The sequence below is a fragment of the Bartonella sp. SL317 genome (assembly GCF_059687655.1).
Genome location: NZ_CM185144.1, coordinates 1,928,462 through 1,952,644, shown reverse-complemented (window position 1 = coordinate 1,952,644; position 24,183 = coordinate 1,928,462). Strand labels below are relative to the sequence as shown.

The following is a 24,183-nucleotide window of genomic DNA, read 5'->3' as shown; positions in this document are numbered from 1 at the left end:
TTAACAATGATAGAATCCTTTTATAAAAGCTCTTTATGAATATCTAAAGAAAGATCTATAAATATATATAATATTAAGAAAATATTCAGGTTAAGCTTTTTTACTGGCTTTACAGAATCATAGGAGTGTCTTATTCACGCGGCACACAATTATTTTAATCATCTCAAAAAAAGGAGAGCATAGTGAATGCTGATGAAATAAAAAAACTTGATAATTATTTAAAAAATACATTCCAAAACTCAGCATTGCAAGTCAGAGCACGACCTAAAAAGGATGATTCTTGTGAGGTTTATATGGGGGATGAGTTTTTAGGCGTTATCTATCGAGATGAAGATGAAAATGAGCTATCCTATAATTTCTCAATGGCTATATTGGATATTGATTTAGAAAATTGATTTTCTATTCATCTTTGAATAAAATCCTTTTCCCCATAAGATTTATACAAGTTTTAATGCTTTAAAACTTGTATAGTTATGTCGTGCAATAATAAGATGATCATGGATCGTAATGCCTAGTGCATTTGCCGCATCTTTTAATCTATATGTCATTGTTATATCTGCATCAGAGGGGGTGGAATTGCCAGAAGGGTGATTGTGGACTAAGATAAGTCCTGATGCAGACAACTCTAAAGCGCGAGAAATAACTTCACGAGGGTAAACAGGAGTATGATCAATCGTTCCAATTTGTTGTACCTCATCGGCAAGTAAGCCATTTTTCTTATCGAGAAATAAAATACGAAACTGTTCACGTGTCTCGTGAGCCATAACCGCTTTACAATAAGCTAATACCTTATCCCATGATGAAAAAATATCACGTTTAAATAATTGCGCACGAGCAATACGTCCAGCAACATCTGAAATAATTTTTAAATCAATTGCCGTTGCGGGACCACATCCTTGAACTTCTTGAAGTCGATGAATATCAGCTCCTAGTACATCAGCTAATGAACCAAAACGTGCTAACAAATTTTTAGCTATCGGTTTTGTATTTGCGCGGGGTATCGTACGAAAAAGCAACAGTTCAAGATATTCATAATCTTCAATTGCATTTCCTTTTGACTTTAAATAGCGTTTTCGAAGACGTTCACGATGTCCTTGATAATGTTTATCAAGCTGTACACTTGTCTTAGGTTCTTTACTTTTTCTTTCTGATACTGGAATGAGTGGAGAGCTTGATGTTAATGCAAAGTTATTACTTTGAATATCTTCCTTTTGATTTGTTTTTTTAGCCATAACACCTCTACAGTGCATTAGATCTGCAAATTTGGAATATAAAAAATATTTTTAGGCGATTGTGTAAATATTTCATACCCTTCATTTGTAACACCAATTGTATGTTCATATTGTGCTGTCAGAGAGCGATCACGAGTAACGGCAGTCCAACCATCAGATAAAATCTTAACGTGTGGCTTACCAAGGTTAATCATAGGTTCAATGGTAAATATCATCCCTTGTTTTAATTCGATTCCTTCTCCAGGATTTCCATAATGGAGAATATTGGGAGCGTCATGAAAAAGCTGACCAATACCATGTCCGCAAAAATCTCTCACAATTGAGCACCGTTCAGATTCTGCATACTGTTGAATGGCAGCACCAATATCACCTGTCGTCGCTCCAGGTTTAACGACAGCGATTCCTTTCATAAGACTTTCATAGGTTATTTCTAACAGGCGTTCTGCAGCACGTTTGATTTTTCCAACAGGATACATACGGCTTGAATCACCATGCCAGCCATCAAGAATAAAGGTCACATCAACATTCACAATATCGCCTTCTTGCAAAGGTCTTTTATTGGGAATACCATGACAGACGACGTGATTAATGGATGTACAACATGAATGGCTGTATCCATGATAATTTAAGTCAGCAGGAAGAGCACCTTTTTGGGCTCCAAAAGTAAATACAAAATCATCAATTTCTTGCGTCGTGACGCCAGGTTTAATAATATCCGTAAGTGCATCAAGACATTCTGCAGCAATACGACCAACTTCACGCATTTTAGCAAAAGCGTAATCATCGAAAATGCGAATTTTCCCGTTAAATTTTAAAGGGATTTTATTATATTCAATATATTCAGTCATTGTTTCTTCTGTTTTCTATTTTTACTCTCTGAATCGGAAAAATACCTTCTACACTTACGTGACACTTTACAGCATAACATTCTACCCCTGATTTTAATGCTAAATCAAACTGACGTCCATAGAGTGGATCAAGATCATGACAAATTGAAAAAGCTGTACAATCTTCTCGTTGAATAACATAAAGCATCACCGCTCGTTTTCCTTGTTTTACGATTTGTATGAGTTCTTCAAGATGACGAGCTCCCCGTTTTGTTACGGTATCAGGAAATTCTGCTAATCCCTTTTGGCGAATAAAATGAACATTTTTGACTTCTAGGTAACAATCAGGAAGACTGTCATCTTGTAAAAGAAAGTCAATGCGTGATTGTCTTCCATAACGTTGTTCTTTTAAAATTGTTTTATATCCACTTAATTCTGGTAGCAATCCGTTTTGAATAGCTTCTAATGCAAGTTTATTCGGTAAAGTGGTATTAATGCCAACCAAACTATTATCGGATTCAACAATTTCTAATTGATAGGCATATTTTCTCTTAGGATTTTTATGATATGAAAGCCAAATATTGGCGTTGAAATCTGTCAATCCAAGCATTGATCCTGTATTTGGTACCGACACGGTGAAGACATGTTGATCATCTTGTTTAACATCTGCAAGGAAACGTTTATAACGACGGATAAGCTTTGCAGGAAAAAGTTTGGGCGTAAAGTGCATACTCTTTTTTAGGGTTTATAATTTCATAATTCAACTGAGATTATGATTTATAGGGGCTATTCTTTATTAAAAAAGATAAAATTAATGTAAAAAAACGCTACGATATCTTATATAAATTGTTACAAACCCCATCGTGTACTTTAAGGGCTTTTTAAATTTATTATGAGGAGGGAGTTTACACTCTTTAAGTAAAAAATAATATTGTTTATAATTTGCCATTAAAAATACTCAAGTACTATGAAGAATATTGTATTAAAAAATAGTGAAAAAAGAAATCGTTAAATGGCACTAGGTAAAGTTGATGGCTGGAACGAATAAAAATCGTAAAAATTTAACAAATGGTCCCATTATTATTTTAGTTGAACCGCAGCTTCCTGAAAATATTGGTATGGTCGCAAGGGCAATGGCAAATTTTGGACTCTCTAAACTTCGGCTCGTCAAACCTCGAGAAGCATTTCCAAATGAAAAAGCCATAGCTGCTGCAAGTAAAGCAGATCATGTCATTAACAACACTGTAATTTTTGACACATTGCGTGATTCAATTGCAGATTTACACTATGTTTTTGCAACAACAGCCCGTGAAAGATGTGGATTTAAAACTGTAAAAAGTGCTGTAGAAGCGGCAAATGTACTGCGTCAGCGTGAAAATATCGGACATAAAACAGGTATTGTCTTTGGAAGAGAAAGATGGGGATTAGAAAATGATGAAATCAGCCTTGTTGATGAAATTATTACTTTTCCGGTTAATCCTGCTTTTGCGTCACTTAATATCGCGCAAGCGGTTCTTTTGATGTCTTACGAATGGATGAAAGCAGGTCTAGAAAACGTGAACGATACGGCATTTCGTGCCGTAGAGATGGAGCCTGCAAATAAAACAGTGTTTCATGGTTTTTTATCTCAATTAGAAGAAGCTTTGGATATCCGTGGGTATTTCAGACCCCGAGAACGAAAAGAGGTTATGCTTACAAATTTGCGCTCTGTTTTTACGCGCGCTAACTTTAGTGAATCTGAGGTTCGCTTATTGCGAGGCGTTATATCTTCATTAGATCATTTTTCTCCACAATATCCACGGGGTAGTAGAGCTCCTGAAGAACGTGATCGTCAAAAAATTAAAAATAAGTGTGAAAATTGATGGATGAACGGCCTGTTCTTTTTTTTGATAGTGGTATTGGTGGTTTAACAGTGTTGAGACAAGCGCGCACTCTTATCCCTGAAATACAATTTATTTATGTGGCTGATGATGAAGGATTCCCCTATGGCAATTGGGAAGAAAGCGCTTTAAAAGAGCACATTTTAAAGATTTTTACAAATCTTTTAACACGCTATAACCCTTCCTTATGTGTAATTGCTTGCAACACTGTTTCTACACTGATGATGGCAGATTTACGGCAAAACTTTCCGCATGTCCCCTTTGTCGGAACGGTTCCTGCAATTAAATCAGCTGCTGAACAAACAAAATCTGGTTTTATTTCTGTATTGGCAACTCCTGGGACCGTTAAACGTGCCTATACAAATGAATTGATTAACGCGTTTGCTGGACAGTGTCATGTTCAACTTGTAGGAAGTGAAAAACTTGCTGGATTTGCTGAAGATTATTTACGGGAAAAACCTATTGATTCAGAAGAGTTAAGAAAAGAAATCTTACCATGTTTTGTGGAAAAAGATGGTAAATATACTGATGTTATTGTTTTAGCCTGTACGCATTATCCTTTTTTGATTAAACTCTTTCGTGAACAAGCTTTATGGTCCGTCAAATGGATTGATCCAGCAAAAGCAATTGCCAAACATATCAGATCATTATTGCCCTTTTCGGACAAAATACATCAGCAACCCATAAAAAAATATCAAGATTTTGCGTTGCTAACATCGAAAAAGTTCACATCTTCAACGGAGTATTTATTAAAAGGGTTTGGCTTAAAGCTTATAAAAGGAGTTGACTTTGGGATACGAGAGCAATAAAGATGCTTTAGCTTTTTCTCTCAAGAAAATAGCAATCATTGACGTGTCCCGTGAATAACTTTGCATGTTGGTATGTTAAGCTATTCTGTCAGTCTTTAAGCATTAAAGGCAGAGGAGGGCGCGTTTCCTTGGGATCTTAAGATCTCGTGTTTTATTTAAAAGGAAATGCGATGAGTAAACGCGAAACAACAAAATATAAAATTGACCGACGTATGGGGGAAAATATTTGGGGTCGTCCAAAATCTCCTGTCAATCGTCGTGATTATGGTCCAGGTCAGCATGGACAGCGCCGTAAAGGAAAACTTTCTGACTATGGAGTACAATTGCGCGCTAAACAGAAGTTGAAAGGCTTTTATGGCGACATTTCAGAAAAACAATTTCATAAAACTTATGTGGAAGCTGCTCGTCGTCGGGGTGATACGGGTGAAAATCTTATCGGTTTGTTAGAATCTCGTTTGGATGCTGTTGTCTATCGTGCAAAATTTGTCCCTACCATTTTTGCTTCTCGCCAATTTATTAATCATGGTCATGTGAATGTAAATGGACGACGTACAAATATTCAATCATATCGTTGTAAACCAGGTGATGTTATTGAGGTTCGGGAAAAATCAAAACAACTTGTTTTGGTTTTAGAATCTGTGCAATTGGCAGAGCGTGATGTCCCTGATTATATTGAAGCAGATCATAAACAGATGAAAGCGACCTTTACACGTATTCCTGCTTTTGCAGATGTCCCTTATGCTGTGCAAATGGAGCCTAATCTGGTCGTTGAATTTTATTCTCGATAATTTTTCTATAAGAAAAATTGTTTCTCTTCTATTGTTATAATTTCAAACTATTGTGTTGTTTTTATAATCTTTGAAGTTAGGAAGTGTTTTGGAAATGGTTCTATGTTGAGTTTATTACACTATTCTAGTGTTATAGGCTTATATAGTTCCATTTCTTTTTTTCGTATCTGTTTTTATAAATTCAAAAAATATAAATATAAACTTGCTTTATGTTTGTTTTTGTCTTTGCAAAACAAGCTATTACTTGTGCAGGACATAGTCTTATGAATAATGTTTTCGTTGAATATCAGGCAATAGAAGAAAACAAAGAGAAAGATAATCTTTTGGCAAGCGAAGAAGATAATTGTCATCCCATATTTCGGCGGGCTCCTTCAAATGTGGAGTTTAATAAATTACGCAAGCGGCTTTTGCGTCATATGCGACAAGCTTTGGATGATTTTTCTATGTTCTCTACTGGAAAAAAATGGCTTGTCGCTTTATCAGGCGGAAAAGACTCTTATGGTTTATTAGCACTTCTTTTAGATTTAAAATGGCGTGGTCTTCTACCCGTTGAAATTCTTGCTTGTAATCTTGATCAGGGACAACCAGGATTTCCTAAACATATTCTTCCAGATTTTTTAAGCTCTTATAAAATTCCCTATCGTATTGAGTATCAGGATACTTATTCCATTGTTACAGATAAATTAGCAGAAACACAGACATATTGTTCACTTTGTTCTCGATTGCGACGTGGTAATCTCTATCGCATTGCACGTGAAGAGGGGTGTTCTGCATTAGTTCTTGGTCATCATCGAGATGATGTTTTGGAAACATTTTTTATGAATTTGTTTCACGGGGGCCGATTAGCCGCTATGCCTGGCAAACTTAAAAATGATGAAGGAGATCTTTTTGTGTTACGTCCTCTTGTCTATGCCGCTGAGGAAGATATGGAAAAATTTGCTCAAGCAATGCAATTTCCGATTATTCCTTGTAATCTTTGCGGTAGCCAAGATGGTTTACAACGTAATGCCATGAAAGAAATGTTAAAAAATATCGAAAAACAAATGCTAGGACGTAAAGATACAATGATTCGCGCTTTAACGAATGTGCGTCCAAGTCACTTACTCGATAAGAAATTCTTTGATTTTAAAACATGTTCATAAAAATGAGATATTAAAAAATAAGTTTAAAGAATTTGAGATAAGATACTTATTTATAATGATTTTATTGCTTTGCAATTTAACAGCCATAGGCGTTTTATTTCGAATTTTCTTATATTGTATCCATAAAAAGTCCCCATGATATCGTAAGCGACGCTCTGATATGCATAAAACACAATTTAAAAAGCTTTTTTAAATAACCAATGACAGTCCAATAATAATATGATTCTTGATTTACGCTTTTTAAAATAAAAACGAAAGAGGTTTGTAGGTTTTATCTTATCTTGTTGTGCCGTAAAACACTGTCATTTAAAATGACGATCAACCAAAATAATAGCTAACTTCTTGTTAAATTAAATATTTTTAGAGTGTCTAGAAATTCTTAAGGACAGGGATTGTCCGCAAATTCTCATGAAGTAAATTATATAAGTAATTCAGACTCTATCATGGAAAACAATTTTCTAACCGATACGGATAGAAATCTTCAGCATTGAGAAAAGAAAAAGCCAAAATTTCAAACAGCTATACCATAAAGATCATAAGAATCCGATTGTTCAATTTTAACGGTGACAAATTCACCGACACGCAAGGGGCGTCGCGATGATATATGGACAACACCATCTATTTCTGGAGCATCATATTGACTTCGTCCTTTGGCTACTTTTCCTTGACTTTCATCGATAAGCACTTGGAGTCTTTTTCCAATTTTTTTCTTTAAAAGATGTGCAGAAATTTGTTGTTGTTTTGCCATAAAACGATGCCAGCGGTTTTCTTTTACGTCTTCAGGAATATTTTCTAATCCCAAATCATTTGCAACAGCTCCTTTTACTTCTTCATATTTAAAGCATCCAGCGCGTTCAATTTTTGCTTCTTCTAACCATTCTAGCAACATATTAAAATCGTCATTTGTTTCGCCTGGAAACCCAACAATAAATGTTGATCGTAAAGCGAGATCTGGACATATTTTTCGCCACTTTTCAATTCTACGGTTTGTTTTTTCCATAAGAGCAGGACGTTTCATATGACGTAAAACAGTCGGTGATGCATGCTGAAAAGGAATATCCAGATAAGGGAGAATTTTTTTAGCTGCCATAAGTTCAATAACTTCATCCACATGAGGATAAGGATAAACGTAATGCATACGTATCCAGATCCCCATATCGCCTAGTTCGCGACACAGATCAAAAAATTTTGTTTTAATTGTGCGATCTTTCCAAGAGTTTTCGAGATATTTCAGATCAATACCATAAGCACTCGTATCTTGCGAAATAACCAAAAGTTCTTTTACACCCGCTTGTACGAGTTTTTCAGCTTCGCGAAGAACGTCACTGATGGGGCGTGAAGTAAGATCACCACGCAGTGTAGGGATGATACAAAAGCTACACCGATTAGAGCATCCTTCAGAAATCTTTAGGTAGGCATAATGGCGAGGTGTTAAACGAATCCCTTGGGGAGGAACTAAATCAAGAAAAGGATCATGAACGGGAGGAATCGCTTTATGAACAGCTTCTATAACACTTTCATAAGCTTGGGGTCCTGTAATGGCCAATACATTAGGGTATGTTTGTCGAATAACATCAGGATCAGCACCAAGACACCCTGTTACAATAACTTTTCCATTTTTTTTGAGAGCTTCCTCAATATTGTCTAATGATTCTTTTCTGGCAGAGTCAAGAAAACCACAGGTATTCACAATAACGACATCAGCCCCTTGGTGTTGGCGTGAAATTTCATACCCTTCAGAGCGGAGGCTTGTAATAATTCGCTCAGAATCTACGAGTGCTTTTGGACATCCGAGGGAAACAAAACTAATACGAGGAGCGACCATGATAACCCTATAATTATGATGAACGATTGCATTCCATTTTTTTGACTTAAAAAGTCAATAAATGTGCTTTATTTTTATACATAACAATCTGTTACAAATTTATTTGATTTTTTTCTATAATATTTTGTGTATGCTTACAATTTTATCTTATTGCGCTGTCAAATATTTTTATTAAGGACGATGATATAAGACAGCCCCTTAAAGCATTCAAGTTTTTTAGGTACGTGCTGAATATTAAAAAAAACCGGCATCATCGCACTATTTGCTAGCTCTAAAATGTTGCCAACAAACCTTGGCACGGAAGACAGTTCATAAAAGCCATTTTTAGCTCTTTCTTATACAATTTTCACCCACACGCCAACCCCGCTTTTGACGTGCAAACAAGTGATTTTGATTGATCAAGATAGAGAGATTTGAAATGAGAAAAGCTTATGTTATTTGAATGTCTAATTCAATATGAATAACACTAAATTATCATTATAAATCAATATATTTATGCTTACTTATTGAGCCTTGCATTAAGTAAAAAATATAAGAGGGAAGGGGAGGGAGGAAAGTTGAAACTCGCTCAACAGAGATTTTGATTGTTTATAGACCGATTGAGGCACATTTTTAGCTGTAGGAAGAAAATCAACTACGTATAGATAGCATAATAATATCAAAAAACACTCCGTAGTTTTTTATGCTGCATTTTATTGCAATATCTATCGCGTATATAGGTTTATTTTTTAATATTTACGAATAAGTCCGGTAAGTTTTCCTTGTATTTCTACACGTTCGGATTTGTATGTACGCGCTTCGTAATGAGGATTAGCGGCTTCTAATGCAACTGAGGTTCCTTTGCGTCGATAACGTTTTAATGTTGCCTCTTTTTTATCAATAAATGCGACAATAATTTCACCTGATATTGCTGTATTTTGACGTTTGACAATAATCGTATCTTTATCAAGGATACCAGCCTCCGCCATAGAATTATCCTTAACTTCTAATGCATAGTGTTCACCTTTATTAACCATATCATGTGGAAGAGAAAGTGTGCTTATTTGTTGCAGGATAGCAGAGGCGGGCACGCTCGCAGAAATACGTCCCATAATAGGAATGGTAGTATTTTGTTTTTTCTCTACCTCTAAATTATCAGGATTAGTCAAGTTTTTTGATATTTCCCTTTTATTTTTTTCTATCATACTAGGGGAAATCTTACGTGCTAGAGAAAGGTTAAATGTTATTTTTTCAGGGAGTCGAATCACCTCCACTGCACGAGCACGATTGTGTAAACGACGTATAAAACCTCGTTGTTCTAAGGCTATCATGAGCTTATGAATGCCAGACTTTGAAGAAAGTTCTAAAGCATTTTTCATTTCTTCAAAAGAAGGAGAAACACCAATTTCTTTTATATGATTGTGAATAAATAAAAGCAGCTCATATTGTTTACATGTTAGCATTCAGTGTTCCAATCAAAAGAATAAAAAATATTACCGTAAAAAATACATGTATATAAAATAATTCTACATTTTTTGAGCTAAATCAAAATTATTTTCCTTAATTTTTATCTTATATATAAAGTTAATTAGACAATATGTTTATTTATATACATATTTAATGTGTGATAATTATAAAATTTTACTTTAATAAAGGTATCATAATATTTTTATATATTATTAAAATACATTAATATTTAAAAAATAATATTTTATAACTCTGATTGAATTATCCGAAACTAAAGTTATGATCAGTATCGCCTTTCTATTTTTAATAGATCTATGTATTTTTTAATTTCTCGTATAAAAACTTAAAAAATTTGCATATCATTTCTATTTTCTTATTTTTTAGTTCAATGATCTACAGCTACAATAATGAATGTCACGTATAATCATATTTGATATTTTCAATGAGATTAAATTTTTTTTGTTCCATATCTTCTTCATTTTATAGAACAATTGACTTTCGTTATAGAATCATTTTGCATGAATAAAAAGTCGCATCCTCAAAATGCCCTTACTTCACATTCAAATATTTTTTTTAAAGAATATCTCTCAATATGCTTGATGCTTGCTTCCATCAAAATAATCTTACCACTACAATAAAACCTATTGAGCAATGCTATCTTCACATTTCAACAGTCCTATAGCATCATACTACTTTTCCCAACCTTCATGTTACGATAAGTTTTTGTTGTTAAAAAGAAATACACGAAGCATTTTCATTTTTAATCGTTTTATTCTTCTCCTTATGTTGGCCAAACAAATGATTTTATTGTTTCAATATACAACAATTTGAAATGCGAAAACCTCGCAGTATTTGATATCTCTCATTCGAGATGATAAAGAAATTAAAAAAAATCAATAGGTTATATTAATCTTTATGCATATTAAAAATTGAAAACTAAAACATGAGGCGATAAAAAAGAGTGTTTTCTACTCACCCCATGATGCTCAACTGCCCATGTAAGGAGAAAAAGGGGAGAGCTTATAATTTTAGTGCTTCAAATCTATGAGATATTTTTATAGTTAAATTATTTTTATCGAGATTTCAAAAGAAGATCAAAGAGTAACTATGCTATGATAAGGAAAGGGAGAAAAAACAAAAATTATTGATAACTAGAAAAAATAATAATATTTTTTTTTAAAAGGTGTTGACCAAATGAAAAGTCAACCGTATGTTCCCCTCACTTTCTGCAAACTAGATAGCTTGTATGAGAGCGCGTAGCTCAGCTGGTAGAGCAACTGACTTTTAATCAGTAGGTCCAGGGTTCGAATCCCTGCGCGCTCACCAAATTTAAATAATACCAATAGCCTATACAAAATTTAGAGAATCTTTGCTGCTTCGATTCCTTTTAGTTTTTTTAACTATCCTAATTGTTTTTGAGTTTTTTATTGATTCTTCAGGCAACTGTTTTCCATCAAACATTTTGATAGAATATTCTCCAGTCTAAACCAAAAGTGCTTTAAACTCCATGATGCAATGACATCTGAATTGATAGCAGATGTGGCTGCTCGTTTTCACAATTCATGGTTTGATTTTTTTATACTCTCTATATTAGATGAAATAAGCAAATCATCATACTTATTCACAATTTATATTATGAGATGACTTTTCACTAACGTATTGATTTTTTTATTTTTTATTTTTTAACATTTTTACATAGTGCATTTATTTCCTATGAAAGTCACAAAATGGTTAGCAATATGTTAATTTTTTGATAGAAGGCTGGGTTTAAGGGTGGTGTATGCGCGAGAGCGAGAGAAATTATTTAGAAACGTGAATTGTCCTCTCGTGTGCAGAGAGCGTGACGTTTTTTTTACAGCAGTACTTAACAAAAATAAGTGGACTGAATAAATGCCTTCAAAAAATAAAAAGAATTTTGCTTCTATTATTAAACCGACACTTCAATTATTTTCTATGATCGTTATTTCTCAGTCATTGGCATCTTGTTGCGCAAGCCAAACTGCACATTTTTCAATAAAAGATTCCCATTATAATAAACCAATTGACGTAGATACTTCTGTTCTACCAAAGCAAATGTCCAATAAGAAAAATCAATCAAAAGAAAACAAACGTGGACGGGCCGTTGTTGGTAAACCTTACCGAATAAAAGGGAAATGGTATTATCCTGAACATGATCCAACCTATAAACGTGTTGGCGAAGCATCATGGTATGGTTCAGATTTTCATGGGCGTTTAACGGCTAACGGTGAAATTTATGACATGAATCTTTTGACGGCTGCTCATCCTACAATGCCTTTGCCTAGCTATGCTCGTGTTACTAATTTAAAAAATGGATCTTCACTTATTGTTAGAGTGAATGATCGCGGACCTTTTATGAAAGACCGTATCATTGATTTATCCAAACAAGCTGCAGCAATCCTTGGTTATGTAGATAAGGGGGTCGCAGATGTTAAAGTAGAGTATATTTCTGAAGCTCCCGTTGGCCACTATGATGGTGCATATTTAATGGCTTCTTATACTCCTGGAAATGCTCCCTCATATTCATTAGCGTTAGAAAATATTTCGAAAAGAAGAAAAACTATTGCAGTGAAATTGCCAGAAGTTGGTCCTATCATGGCTGATAAGCCCGTTCCATTCGATCAAGTTGCTTCTATAAGTAAGCTCAACAAAAAAACAAAGTTCAATTGGCTACAACCGTTTTAAGAAAAAGTGTTGATTTTTGATCAATATCATTTTCAAATAAAAAGCGATAAAGAAGATCAGAGTTAAGTGTTATTATGAATAATTTAGAAAGTCTCTCCAATCTATTGCTAGGATGGTACTTGTTTATTCTTGCTTTCTAAATAGAGCGCATAATTTTTTCTGCTATGACAGCTTTTTCTCAATGATAGGCAAGTGGATTTTGTGAGCTGTTTGTACAATCTCTAAAAACGGTTATACAATCTAATTGGAAAAGAATATGAAGTCCAAAAGGAAGGAAATATTTTCTTTTGATTCGACTTTGTAATCTTCGAAAACATCCAAGGTAATATCTCATGAAGAAATTACACATTTCCTCGTACCTTTTATTGATTTCTTAATGCAGTAACACCCTTCATGTCAACTAAACATCTCAAACAAATACACTTTTGTATTGCCAATTCATACGTGCTCATTTTAAGGAAGTATACCTGACTTTCATACCAAACTCATGAAAAATATAACTATCCGGCCATTTTTATGACAGATTAAGCATCACACTCTTTACAGGTAGAAAGATATAAACCACTAGCATCATACATTTTTCAAAGTTCTTATGTTTTGCAATAATTCTTAGTACTTGAGAGATTTATAAAAAGTATTTTTATTATCTCTTTGATAATATTAATTTTTATCCCTATACTAATCTTGTTTCTGAAGAGTAAAAAGCAAATTTAATTGTTTCAAAGGGGGGCTAATGAGAAAAAATTACAGTATTTTGGTCAGATTTAAGTTAGAAAAATGATCATTTAGCATAGATAAATCAATATACTAGCAATAAATAGCCTTTTTGTCTTTTATGCTTTAAAATTAGCTCTTGCGTAGAAGATAAAAAGTACATCCTTGTATTTTTGTTCATACTGAATGAAAATAAAATCTTTTCTTAAATTGTCAATAATTCCTTAATTTGCGGAAATAAGAAGAATTTTTCCTATATAGTAGATTCTGCTGATCTTTGAATGAGAGGAGGGCTCATGTGTATAGCATTAAGGATCTTATTAATTTTATGGGGAATATTGGCATTTGACACGTGGGGACAAGCGCAAGGCTTTAAAATTTCTGCCTCACAAGTGTTGTTACTCGATGATGATACAGAAACAATACTTTATGAAAAACAAAGTGATCTTCCTTTTTTTCCTGCTTCATTAGCAAAATTGATGACAGCGGAAGTCGTCTTTTATCAGTTAAAAGAAGGATTGTTAAGGAATACACAAAAATTTAAAGTTAGTGAAAATGCTTGGCGCAAGGGTGGGGCCCCTTCCGGTACAACTACTATGTTTGCAAAGATAAAGACACAAATCAGTATTTCTGATCTTTTGCGTGGTTTAATTATTGTCAATGCAAATGATGCTGCTATTATCCTTGCTGAAGGAATATCAGGAGATGAGGCTCATTTTGCACAGCTGATGAATCAGCGCGCTAAAATAGTTGGATTATCTCAAAGCCATTTTGTTAATGCAACAGGACTTCCAGAAGAGGGACAATTTGTAACAGTGCGCGATATGATTATATTAGCGCGTCATATTGCTCAGGAATATCCTGATTATTATGCACTTTATCGTGAACCTCATTTTACTTGGAATAATATTTTTCAACGAAATAAAAATCCTCTTATTTCTAAGGAAATTGGTGTAGAAGGATTTGGTTTTGGCTACAGTGAAAAAGAAGGATTTTCAATGGTTACCACCATTTATAAAAATCATCGGCGTCTTTTTTTAGCAATCAATGGGTTGCAAGATGGTAAAAAACATACAAAAGAAATAGAACACATTCTTCAATGGGGAATAACAGCTTTTGATCTCAAAACGATTTTCACAAAAGGAAAAGTGGTTGGTCGTGCTTCTGTTTATGGTGGAACGCAAAATTTTGTTCCACTGATTGTCAAAAATCCAATAAGTTTTATGCTTTCAAATGAAAAAGAAGTTAATGTTAAAGCAAAAATTAAATATCATGGTCCATTGAAAGCTCCTATCGTTTCAGGACAATCCGTTGGAGTCATTCAAATTTTAGAAGATAACAAGGTTCTTTTGGAAAAACCGGTTTTTGCCGGAATAAATGTTCAAAAAGGAAGTTTCTTTACAAAAGTAAAAGATGCATTCTATGAAATAACAATTGGATGGTTACGGAAATATTTGTAATTACAAACTCATAAGATTAAGGTTCATACGTGTCAGGTTATTTTATTACATTCGAAGGAGGGGACGGGGTAGGAAAAACAGTGCAAATTTCTTTACTTGCTAAATCTCTCACATGCCAAGGTTATGATGTTGTTATAACACGAGAACCAGGAGGAACAGCAGGAGCAGAAGCAATCCGGCATATTTTGTTGTCGGGGCAGGTACAACAGTACGGACCATTGATTGAGGCTGTTTTGTTTACAGCAGCACGCGCTGACCATGTTGCTGAGATTATCGCACCTTCTTTGCAAAAAGATAAAATCGTTTTATGTGACCGCTTTATTGATTCTACACGCGTTTACCAAGGACTTAATGAAGCTGTCAATCCTTCTCTTCTTTCTGTTTTAGAGAGTGTTGCACTCAATGGTATCATGCCTCATTTAACATTTTTATTAGATATGCCAGCAGCGTTTGGTATGAAGCGTGCAAATTTGCGAAGAAAAAAAACAGAAAAAATCGATTATTTTGAAAAAGATCAATTGGAAGTTCAAGAACAAAGGCGTCAAGCTTTTCTTCAATTGGCTAAACAAGAACCCGATAGGTTTCGAGTCATTGATGCGACTGCTTCAGTAGAAACCATTGCGCATCAAATCAAAAATATTTGTCATCAGAGATTGTTGGATCAGTTTTCATGAGTAATATAAATATTTTACGCCAATATGATGATATTGATACAATTTTATCTCCGTCCCAGAATAATATTATCTTTGGTCATGAAGATGTTCGTCATTTTTTGGCACAAATGCTTAAAGAAGAGCGTTTGCATCATGCGTTATTATTTGAAGGAGAATATGGAATTGGAAAGGCCACATTAGCATTTCACCTTGCTTGGAATATTTTAAGTTCTCAAAAAGGGGATTTTCTAAAACCCGATCCTCATTCTACTTCATGGCGCCAAATAACTCAGGGAAGCCATCCTGGTCTTTTGTATATTTCGCGCCGATTTGATGTAAAAACACAAAAGTTTAAAACAGGAATACTCATTGATGATATCCGCGATATTCTGCATTTTTTAAGCCGAACATCGCAAGATAATGGATGGCGTATTGTGATTATTGATTGCGCAGATGATATGAATAGAAATGCCGCCAATGCAATCCTTAAAATACTTGAAGAACCTCCTGCAAAGACGCTCTTTATTATTATCGCGCACTCCTCAGGAAAATTACTTCCAACCATTCATTCACGGTGTCAAAAAATTTCTTTTCGCCCGTTAAATTATGATGAAATGAAAAAAGTCATTACACATATTTTTTCCAACCAGGATTTATCTGATGAAAAAGCGATTGAAATGATTATTAAAAAATCTAAAGGAAGTCCCCGAAAAGCTGCTTTACTTATTTGCCATGACGGTCTTGAAATTATTAAAACGATTGATGCTCTCCTAGAGCAACCTGTTTGTAACGCAACACTTGTACACACTCTTGCACAAACATTTTCATCTGTTTCTTCCTCATTCCAATTTCAACAGTTTTGTGATGAAATTCTTGATAAAATTCAACAAAAAGCTATCACGTTCGTTGAAAAAGGAAACTTATTTCTCTCAAAAAAATATGCGCAAAAATGGCAAGAGATACATCAAGAAATAGAGGAAATACAACTGTTTAATCTCGATAAGAAGCAGTTTGTTATTAACTTACTTTTTAGAGTTCATAAGATCATTCATGAGGATTAGTTTTTCCGTGACAATATGATAAACAGACATTATGTCATTATATCTATTTATGGCATTTTACAACGGGTATAACATGCGTGACACATATTACATAACAACTCCTATTTTTTATCCTAATGGTACGCCGCATATTGGACATGCCTATAGTGCCATTGCAAGCGATGTTTTAGCCCGCTTTCAACGCTTAAACGGAAAAAAAGTATTTTTTCTTTCGGGTACAGATGAGCATGGTCTAAAGATGCAACAAACCGCAGCAGCATTGGGTATGACACCTCAGCAACTTGCAGATCGTAATAGTGCTGTGTTTCAAAAAATGCTTGCGGTATTAAATTGTTCTAACGATGATTTCATCCGTACGACAGAAGAACGTCATTATCAAGCTTGTCAAGAAATTTGGAAAAAAATGGAAAAAAATGGCGACATTTATCTCGGCCGTTATAAGGGGTGGTATTCGGTTCGCCAAGAAGCCTATTATGAAGAGAAAGATACAGAAGTTGGGCCAGACAATATTCGTCGCGAAAAGGAATTAGGTTCTCCCGTCGAATGGAATGAAGAAGAAAGTTATTTTTTTAGACTTTCTCGCTATGAAAAAGCCCTTCTTGAATATTATGAAAAACATCCCAATTTTATTGCTCCTCTTGAGAGGCGTAATGAAATTATAAGTTTTATCAAATCTGGTTTAAAAGACATTTCTATTTCACGAGCAAGCTTTAATTGGGGAATTGCTGTTCCTGAAAATCCTAAACATGTGATGTATGTTTGGGTTGATGCGCTTACAAATTATCTATCAGCAATTAATTTTTTCAACGAAGATTCAAAAAAACGTGATTTTTGGCCTGCCAATACGCATATTATTGGTAAGGATATTATTCGTTTTCATGCCGTCTATTGGCCAGCATTTTTAATGTCTGCTGGAATTAAACTGCCTAAAAATATTTTTGCACATGGTTTTTTACTTAATCGTGGTGCCAAAATGTCAAAATCTGTTGGAAATGTTGTTGATCCTTTTGAAATGGTTGATCATTATGGTCTTGATCAGGTTCGTTATTTTCTTCTTCGTGAAGTGCCCTTTGGACAAGATGGTAGTTATAGCCATGAAAGCCTTGTAAACCGTATTAATGCCGACCTTGCGAATGATCTTGGTAATTTAGCACAGCGCTCCTTATCTATGATTGCCAAAAATTGTGAGGCAAAAGTCCCTAGACCCGCTGCATTTTTAGTTCAAGATAAACAGCTTTTAGAACAGTCTCTTCAAGTTCTTGAAACTGTACACCAAGCGATGTCTTCTCATAGTATGCATTTAGCCCTTTCAGCTATTTTTTCAATTGTAGCAGATGCCAATCGCTATTTTGCCAACGAACAACCTTGGAGTTTACGGAAAAATGATCCAGAACGGTTTTCTACAGTTCTTTATATAACTGTAGAAATCTTGCGACAAATAGGAATTATGCTTTTGCCTTTCATTCCCCAGTCAGCAACAAAGCTTCTTGATAGCCTTGCAGTTGCTGAAAATGATCGATTGTTGTATCATATAGCTCATGCAAAAATTCAAGAAGGGATTGATCTTCCACCACCAGAACCAATTTTCCCTCGTTATATCTTGAAGAAAGAAGATTCTCATGCTCATTGATACACATTGTCATCTTGATTTTGAAGATTTTTCACAAGATTTAGATAATGTTATCCAACGGGCTTTGGATGCTGGCGTTGGACGTATGATAACAATTTCAACTCATGTTCATAAGTTAGATAAGCTATTAGCCATTGCGCAAAGCTATAATCAAGTCTTTTGTTCTGTTGGGACACACCCCAATCATGCGCATGAGGAACAAAATATTACAGCCAAAGAACTCATACAGCTCTCAGATCACCCTAAAATTGTTGCGTTTGGGGAAGGGGGACTTGATTACCATTATGATTATTCGACACCAGAAGAGCAAAAAAAAGTTTTCCAAGAACATATCATTGCTTCTCGAGAAACACAGATTCCTCTCGTTATACATTCACGCGATGCAGATATCGATATGGAGAAAATCCTACGCGAACAGATAAAAGAAGGGACTTTTCCCTTTATTCTTCATTGTTATTCATCTGGAATGCAGCTTGCTCGTGCGGGCATTGAACTTGGTGGTTATATTTCTTTTTCAGGTATTCTTACTTTTAAAAATGCATTTGAAATTCGTGAAATAGCAAAAATTGTGCCCCATGAGCAGTTGCTGATTGAAACAGATGCACCCTTTTTAGCCCCCACTCCCCATCGGGGGAAAACCAATGAACCATCTTTTGTACGCTATACTGCAGCTATTTTGGCTGAAACAATTGGCTTAAGTCTTGAAGAAACAGCTCAAGTAACAACGCGTAATGCTTTTAATTTATTTAGAAAAATAAAATAAGGTAAAAGCTATGTGTGATCAATACCGATTTACAATATTAGGCTGTGGTCCCTCTCCAGGAGTCCCGCGGCCCAATGGTGATTGGGGAGCATGTGATCCGGATAACCCTAAAAATAAACGCTATAGGAGTTCTTTATTAGTTGAACGCATTAAACCATCAGGAAAAAAAACAACGATTGTTATTGATACAGGTCCAGATTTTCGCTCACAAATGATCGATGCGCATGTCAACCATCTTGATGCTGCTCTTTACACCCATTCTCATGCAGATCATATTCACGGTATTGATGATTTGCGCAGTTATGCACTTGCACAAAAATGTTTAATCGATATTTATGCCGACAGCTTTACACTAGAGCATCTTAAAAATTCTTTTGGATATTGTTTTCAAACAGCAAAAGATTCATCTTATTCCCCCATCTTAAAAGAGCATCTTATCGATGAAGATAGCCAATTTATTATTCAAGGGCAGGGTGGCACAATAAACATCAAGACGCATTTACAATACCACGGAAACATTCATTCCTTAGGTTTTCGTATTGGTAATGTTGCCTATTGTACAGATGTAAGTGAGTTTCCTGAAAAGACATTATCTAAATTAATGGATTTGGATGTCCTCATCATTGAAGCTCTTCAATTTAAATCCCATCCGAGTCATTTTTCTGTTGATCAAGCATTACACTGGATAGAATATTTAAAGCCCAAACAAGCCATACTGACACATATGGATAGATCTCTAGATTACAATGAGGTTATCAATTACCTTCCACCACATGTTAAGCCTGCATATCAAGGTCTTATTTTTGAAACAAAAGCACTTTTTTAAAATTACCCTTTATTTTGTTTCGTTTTTGTCGTAATTGGTCTTTTTATGTCAAAAATGAGGTTTTTTATACATAAGAGTTTTAAGCGGGGTATGTGTGTTGTGGCTTTAGCGGTTTCCTTAACAGGATTGTAGGGGGCGTTTAGAAAAAAATATTTCAACGACAACATTACATGACGGAAGAATGAGTTGCGCTGATATTCAACGGGAGTTTTATGCGAATAAACGCCAGATTAATGATACAATTGCAGAGCGTTCTAAAGCAAGAAACAAAAACGTAGCTTTAGCGGCAGCAGGTGTTATATTTGTACCAGCTTTGTTTTTTATGGATGTAAAATCAAGCGAAAGCAATGAAATTTCAGCTTTAAATAATCGTAATATTGTTTTGAGTGATCTTGCGCGTATGAAACGTTGTAAGATAGCACGATAATCTTTCTTAATTTATAATACGGTATTTCATGATAACTATTTGGTCTTTAAGGAAGATACCTTAAAGACCATTAAGAACATATTCTCTTCATTTGGGTTAGAGTTTTTTTCTCTATCATATTATCGCATAATATATATTATGGAACTTTTTTTGAGGAAATAAATCTTATGGCATCAAAAGTTAATGATCACTATTTTCTATAAATATTTTTCATTAAAGTTAATGACGATATCATTTTTTATTTTTTACTCTTTTAAAGAAAATCATCATAATTTGTAGGATCACAAAGACTAAAAATAATATTCCATGAAATAATGGTACAAATGGCTGATCAATAAAATTAGAATAATAGATTGTTATTGTTTCAATCAATGCTGCACTACACCATAAAATAATGCCCCATAGCGAATACATCCAAAGTCCAATCAAGGCAATAGGATAGAGAATAGCCAATATAGCTGATGCAAATTGCCACTGCCAAGGCATAAGGTCAAACCGCCACAAAACACCTGGAAAAACACCAACAAGGCGTATCCAATAAAAAATACTCAAGCTCAAGCAAATAAGCGCCAAAAACCGTAAATAACAGTTATAAATTAAGTTAATTTTTGAAATCCGTTTATGTGAATTGTTTTTCACAATAATAACTCTTGTTCAACAGGTTGGAAGTAAGAATTTACCATTTCATCTGTGACATCTGAAAGTTTATCTGGCTGCCATCGAGGCGTCTTGTCTTTATCAATTAACATAGCACGTATTCCTTCATGAAAATCATGTGAATTAATCATATGATGTGCAATGCGGTTTTCAATTTTCATGCAATCTTCCAAAGTCCGATGCGTATTTTGTTTCATTTGTTTCCAGATAACTTTTAAACTTATCGGGGAACGTGACTGTAAAATATCATAACATTCTTGAGCAAATAAAATGCCTTCATTACTTTTTTTATGAAGAGATTCAAGACATTCTTCTAATGTCTGGACACTAAAACAAGTGTTAATAATATCACGTATTTCATGACTCGTTTCATAGTCTCTTATAATTGCGCGCTCGTCTAAAGCTAAATTAGGATTTCCTTTCTCAATAATTGCTTTCTTAATCACATCGAATTCCACTTCAGGAACAGCGTGTGTTGCTAACCCCAAATTTAAGCAATCACCCCATTTTATACGTGCACCAGTTAATGCAAGGTAGACGCCAAAATAATTGGGAAGAGAGGGGAAGAAAAAACTTGCACCAACATCTGTAAAAAATCCAATTGCCCCTTCTGGCATAGCAAAAACTGTATTTTCTGTAACAACTCGATGGGAACCATACAGCGAAATGCCTACCCCTCCTCCCATCCAAATACCATTTAAAAAAGAAATGTAGGGCTTTGAAAAACGCTTAATATAAGCATTTAAACTATATTCATCCCTAAAATATTCATAAGCAGAAGCACTTTTTCCCATATGATAAATTTCTACAACATCTCCACCAGCACAAAAAGCACGCCCTTCCCCTTCAATTAAGACACAAGACACCTCATCATCTGTTTCCCATGTCTTGAGAGCTTTTTTTAAAGCGAAAACCATTCGTTGATTAAGAGCGTTTAATGCTGAAGAGCGTGTAAGCTTTATAATACCAGCACAGCCCTCTTTCGTAAAAGAAATATCATCACCTGCTCCAAAATCAATTTGCATCTCACGCCCCTTCTTAAAAAACTATTTTATTGTTCTTTTTATATTTTTTGCTCCAAGCTGAGGAAATATCTGCATGATCGCGCCAATACAATATATATAAATTCCTGTTATTGAAATTCCTATTTTAACCCAATATGGAGCCTCTAAGCGATAAAAAAATGCAGAAACACCAAAAAAACACCATAAGAGAAAAATTGTAAAATTAATTCTCCGCAAACGAAGAACTCTTACGGGATGAATGAAATAAACTGGCAAGAAAGATATAATGGCCGATAAAACAATGATGGTAAAAGTAATCCACTCCTCTGGTCTTACGACAAAAAGTGTAAAAATCATCATATTCCAAACAACTGGAAACCCTTTAAAAAAGTTCTCTTTGGTTTTCATCCCCGTATCTGCGTAATAAATAGCCGATGAAATAACAATGATTGCACTCAATGAAAATGAGAGCCCTACTCCCATAAAACCACTTTGATAAAGTGCAAAAGCAGGAATTAAAACATAAGTTACATAATCAATGATATTATCTAATAGCTCTCCTGACCATGTTGGAAGTACATATTTTACATCAAGTTTGCGTGCAATGGGTCCATCTATACCATCAACGAGAAGTGCAAGTCCAAGCCAACAGAACATAGCTGTCCATTCTTTTTGAGAAGCCGATATAAGAGAAAGAAACGCTAAAAATGATCCCGAAGCTGTTAGTAAATGAACAGAAAAAGCTTTTGCTTGTGGCATTGTTACTTTTTTATGGCGTAATAATTTAGCATTTGTTTTGATTTTTTTTGTTAGTTTACGTTTCAAGGTTTTCTTATCCTCGTTTTTAAAGTCTTCATCCATTTATCAATACGCCATTTTTATCCATGATATGAATCAGCATAAAAAAAATCATAAAAAGGTTACTTTTTTATATCGCATTATTTATTAATAATATAATAGAAGAGCTTCATACAATAAAAAGAGAGCGATCATTTAGAAATGTTAAAATATTTGCGCAATGAGGAAAGGCTCAAATTGTTGTGATCGTTGAGAAGAAAGAATATAAAAACATTATTGTTATTGGTGCAGGTCCTGTTGGGATGTTAGCCGCATTGAGGCTTGCGCATGAGGGTTTTTCTGTTTTTCTTGTTGGCCCTCCTGCTCATACAGATGAGTTACGAACAACAGCTCTTATGATGCCTGCAATACACACACTGCAAAAACTCAATATTTGGCATAGTCTTCAAAAACGAGCTGCAGCTTTATCATGCATGAGAATTATCGATATAACTTCTAGGATTGTGCGGGCTCCTACAGTGCATTTTTCTTCTGCTGAAATTGGTGAAAAAGCTTTTGGCTATAATATACCCAATGTAGACTTGAGCAATGCTTTAAACGATGCTGTTACACAAATGCCCAATATTAAAAGATTTGTTTCTGAAGCCAAATCTTTTCATCATACCAAAAGCCATGTATCTATTATTCTTGCTGATGATAAGGTCATTCAAGCACCACTTGTTATTGCTGCTGATGGACGGCATTCTCTTACGCGTGCGGCAGCGGGGATAAGTGTCAAACAGTGGAACTATCCACAAAAAGCACTTGTTCTCAACTTTTCTCATGAATTTTCTCATCAAAACACATCGACTGAATTTCATACAGAACAAGGTCCATTTACACAGGTTCCACTACCAGGCCGAAGATCCAGTCTTGTATGGGTTGTTCATCCTTCTCGTGCTGAGGAATTATTGAATATAGAATCAAAAGCAATTGCAAAAATAATCGAAAACCAAATGCAATCAATGCTTGGAAAACTAACCTTAGAAACATCAATTCAAGCATGGCCGCTTTCAGGACTTCTCGCTCATCGTTTTGCTGCTAATCGAACGATCCTAGTAGGTGAAGCTGCTCATGCTTTTCCCCCTATTGGAGCACAGGGATTAAATTTAGGATTCCGTGATGTTCAAACTTTGATTGATGTTTTATCCGATAAAATATCCAATTCTAACTCTGAGATAATTATTGCACAGTATAATAAATGCCGAAAACCAGATATATTAATTCGAAGTGCAGCTGTTCATACCCTTAATTCTACTTTACTTTCTCATATGTTTCCTGTTCATATCATACGAAGTGTTGGACTTGGTTTATTACATAATTGCTCGCCATTACGTAATTTATTTATGCGTGAAGGAATATATCCCGGTTATGGATTGAAGGAAATGATGCCAATATTTTCAATAAAATCGCCTAAATAACTCTATTGAGAAATAAGGGATAATAATGCAAAATAAATGCTAGCTTTGTATCTAAATTGCTCATGAAAGCCAAAAAAT

21 protein-coding genes, 1 tRNA gene and 1 pseudogene are annotated in these 24,183 nt (G+C 34.6%); 15 read left to right on the top strand and 8 right to left on the bottom strand.

The window, feature by feature from the left end:
• Positions 1-182 precede the first annotated feature (182 nt).
• Positions 183-395 (top strand): DUF3126 family protein, encoded by a 213-nt coding sequence (locus AC6ER9_RS08140; RefSeq protein ID WP_497074231.1) that lies wholly within the window; start codon positions 183-185, stop codon positions 393-395.
• A gap of 42 nt (positions 396-437) precedes the next feature.
• Here AC6ER9_RS08140 and radC read toward each other — a convergent pair whose 3' ends face one another.
• The 3 genes from radC to sfsA are packed head-to-tail and all read right to left on the bottom strand — an operon-like array spanning position 438 to position 2,789.
• On the bottom strand, positions 438-1,232 hold the full coding sequence (gene radC / locus AC6ER9_RS08135; RefSeq protein WP_497074230.1) for a RadC family protein: 795 nt from the start codon (positions 1,230-1,232) through the stop codon (positions 438-440).
• Between the two features lie 17 nt (positions 1,233-1,249).
• Positions 1,250-2,080 (bottom strand): type I methionyl aminopeptidase, encoded by an 831-nt coding sequence (gene map, locus AC6ER9_RS08130; protein WP_497074229.1) that lies wholly within the window; start codon positions 2,078-2,080, stop codon positions 1,250-1,252.
• The gene (sfsA, locus tag AC6ER9_RS08125) at positions 2,073-2,789 is read right to left on the bottom strand and encodes a DNA/RNA nuclease SfsA (protein WP_497074228.1); all 717 of its coding nucleotides are present in this window, start codon (positions 2,787-2,789) and stop codon (positions 2,073-2,075) included. Before sfsA ends, map begins: the two co-directional genes overlap by 8 nt.
• Before the next feature lie 301 nt (positions 2,790-3,090).
• On the opposite strand from sfsA, the gene AC6ER9_RS08120 reads away from it, so the two are divergent.
• From AC6ER9_RS08120 to ttcA, 4 genes are all read left to right on the top strand, one after another.
• Positions 3,091-3,921 carry an RNA methyltransferase gene (locus tag AC6ER9_RS08120; protein ID WP_497074227.1) on the top strand — a complete coding sequence of 277 codons (831 nt, stop codon included), beginning with the start codon at positions 3,091-3,093 and terminating at the stop codon, positions 3,919-3,921.
• On the top strand, positions 3,921-4,748 hold the full coding sequence (gene murI / locus AC6ER9_RS08115) for a glutamate racemase (protein ID WP_497074226.1): 828 nt from the start codon (positions 3,921-3,923) through the stop codon (positions 4,746-4,748). The genes AC6ER9_RS08120 and murI overlap by 1 nt, the downstream gene beginning before the upstream one ends.
• 170 nt (positions 4,749-4,918) lie before the next feature.
• Complete coding sequence (gene rpsD, locus AC6ER9_RS08110) at positions 4,919-5,536, top strand: 30S ribosomal protein S4 (protein WP_012231733.1); 618 nt, start codon at positions 4,919-4,921, stop codon at positions 5,534-5,536.
• 263 nt (positions 5,537-5,799) lie between these two features.
• Complete coding sequence (ttcA, locus tag AC6ER9_RS08105; protein ID WP_497075328.1) at positions 5,800-6,678, top strand: tRNA 2-thiocytidine(32) synthetase TtcA; 879 nt, start codon at positions 5,800-5,802, stop codon at positions 6,676-6,678.
• A gap of 511 nt (positions 6,679-7,189) precedes the next feature.
• On the opposite strand, the gene rimO is transcribed toward ttcA, so the two are convergent.
• Together rimO and lexA are read right to left on the bottom strand one after the other, a co-directional pair.
• Entirely contained in the window at positions 7,190-8,503 is a 1,314-nt protein-coding gene (rimO, locus tag AC6ER9_RS08100) for a 30S ribosomal protein S12 methylthiotransferase RimO (protein WP_497074225.1), read from the bottom strand.
• 728 nt (positions 8,504-9,231) lie between these two features.
• Positions 9,232-9,945 (bottom strand): transcriptional repressor LexA, encoded by a 714-nt coding sequence (gene lexA / locus AC6ER9_RS08095; protein WP_497074224.1) that lies wholly within the window; start codon positions 9,943-9,945, stop codon positions 9,232-9,234.
• 1,254 nt (positions 9,946-11,199) lie between these two features.
• On the opposite strand from lexA, the gene AC6ER9_RS08090 reads away from it, so the two are divergent.
• The 9 genes and pseudogenes from AC6ER9_RS08090 to AC6ER9_RS08050 all read left to right on the top strand — a co-directional run bounded on the left by AC6ER9_RS08090 (position 11,200) and on the right by AC6ER9_RS08050 (position 20,186).
• Positions 11,200-11,275 (top strand) — tRNA-Lys (locus AC6ER9_RS08090).
• Between the two features lie 564 nt (positions 11,276-11,839).
• Positions 11,840-12,652, top strand: coding sequence for a septal ring lytic transglycosylase RlpA family protein (locus tag AC6ER9_RS08085; RefSeq protein ID WP_497074223.1), 813 nt, complete (start codon positions 11,840-11,842; stop codon positions 12,650-12,652).
• Positions 12,653-13,662: 1,010 nt separating this feature from the next.
• On the top strand, positions 13,663-14,826 hold the full coding sequence (locus tag AC6ER9_RS08080) for a D-alanyl-D-alanine carboxypeptidase family protein (protein WP_497074222.1): 1,164 nt from the start codon (positions 13,663-13,665) through the stop codon (positions 14,824-14,826).
• 29 nt (positions 14,827-14,855) lie between these two features.
• Positions 14,856-15,500 (top strand): dTMP kinase, encoded by a 645-nt coding sequence (gene tmk, locus AC6ER9_RS08075; protein WP_497074221.1) that lies wholly within the window; start codon positions 14,856-14,858, stop codon positions 15,498-15,500.
• On the top strand, positions 15,497-16,540 hold the full coding sequence (locus tag AC6ER9_RS08070; RefSeq protein ID WP_497074220.1) for a DNA polymerase III subunit delta': 1,044 nt from the start codon (positions 15,497-15,499) through the stop codon (positions 16,538-16,540). The genes tmk and AC6ER9_RS08070 overlap by 4 nt, the downstream gene beginning before the upstream one ends.
• Before the next feature lie 73 nt (positions 16,541-16,613).
• Positions 16,614-18,170 carry a methionine--tRNA ligase gene (gene metG, locus AC6ER9_RS08065; protein ID WP_497074219.1) on the top strand — a complete coding sequence of 519 codons (1,557 nt, stop codon included), beginning with the start codon at positions 16,614-16,616 and terminating at the stop codon, positions 18,168-18,170.
• Positions 18,160-18,933: a TatD family hydrolase gene (locus tag AC6ER9_RS08060; RefSeq protein WP_497074218.1), complete on the top strand. Its 774-nt coding sequence runs from the start codon at positions 18,160-18,162 to the stop codon at positions 18,931-18,933. Before metG ends, AC6ER9_RS08060 begins: the two co-directional genes overlap by 11 nt.
• Positions 18,934-18,943: 10 nt before the next feature.
• A complete protein-coding gene (locus AC6ER9_RS08055) occupies positions 18,944-19,759 on the top strand; it encodes an MBL fold metallo-hydrolase (RefSeq protein ID WP_497074217.1) in 816 nt (271 codons plus the stop codon).
• A 66-nt stretch (positions 19,760-19,825) separates the two neighbouring features.
• A pseudogene (locus AC6ER9_RS08050) lies at positions 19,826-20,186 on the top strand (hypothetical protein).
• Between the two features lie 231 nt (positions 20,187-20,417).
• Here AC6ER9_RS08050 and AC6ER9_RS08045 read toward each other — a convergent pair.
• The 3 genes from AC6ER9_RS08045 to pcsA are packed head-to-tail and all read right to left on the bottom strand — an operon-like array spanning position 20,418 to position 22,708.
• On the bottom strand, positions 20,418-20,825 hold the full coding sequence (locus tag AC6ER9_RS08045) for a DUF6163 family protein (protein WP_497074216.1): 408 nt from the start codon (positions 20,823-20,825) through the stop codon (positions 20,418-20,420).
• Positions 20,822-21,868 carry an enoyl-CoA hydratase/isomerase family protein gene (locus AC6ER9_RS08040; protein ID WP_497074215.1) on the bottom strand — a complete coding sequence of 349 codons (1,047 nt, stop codon included), beginning with the start codon at positions 21,866-21,868 and terminating at the stop codon, positions 20,822-20,824. The genes AC6ER9_RS08045 and AC6ER9_RS08040 overlap by 4 nt, the downstream gene beginning before the upstream one ends.
• Positions 21,869-21,889: 21 nt before the next feature.
• Entirely contained in the window at positions 21,890-22,708 is an 819-nt protein-coding gene (pcsA, locus tag AC6ER9_RS08035) for a phosphatidylcholine synthase (protein ID WP_497074214.1), read from the bottom strand.
• Between the two features lie 179 nt (positions 22,709-22,887).
• Here pcsA and AC6ER9_RS08030 point away from each other — a divergent pair, with 179 nt between their 5' ends.
• Complete coding sequence (locus tag AC6ER9_RS08030; protein WP_497074213.1) at positions 22,888-24,105, top strand: UbiH/UbiF family hydroxylase; 1,218 nt, start codon at positions 22,888-22,890, stop codon at positions 24,103-24,105.
• The last annotated feature ends 78 nt before the right edge of the window (positions 24,106-24,183 follow it).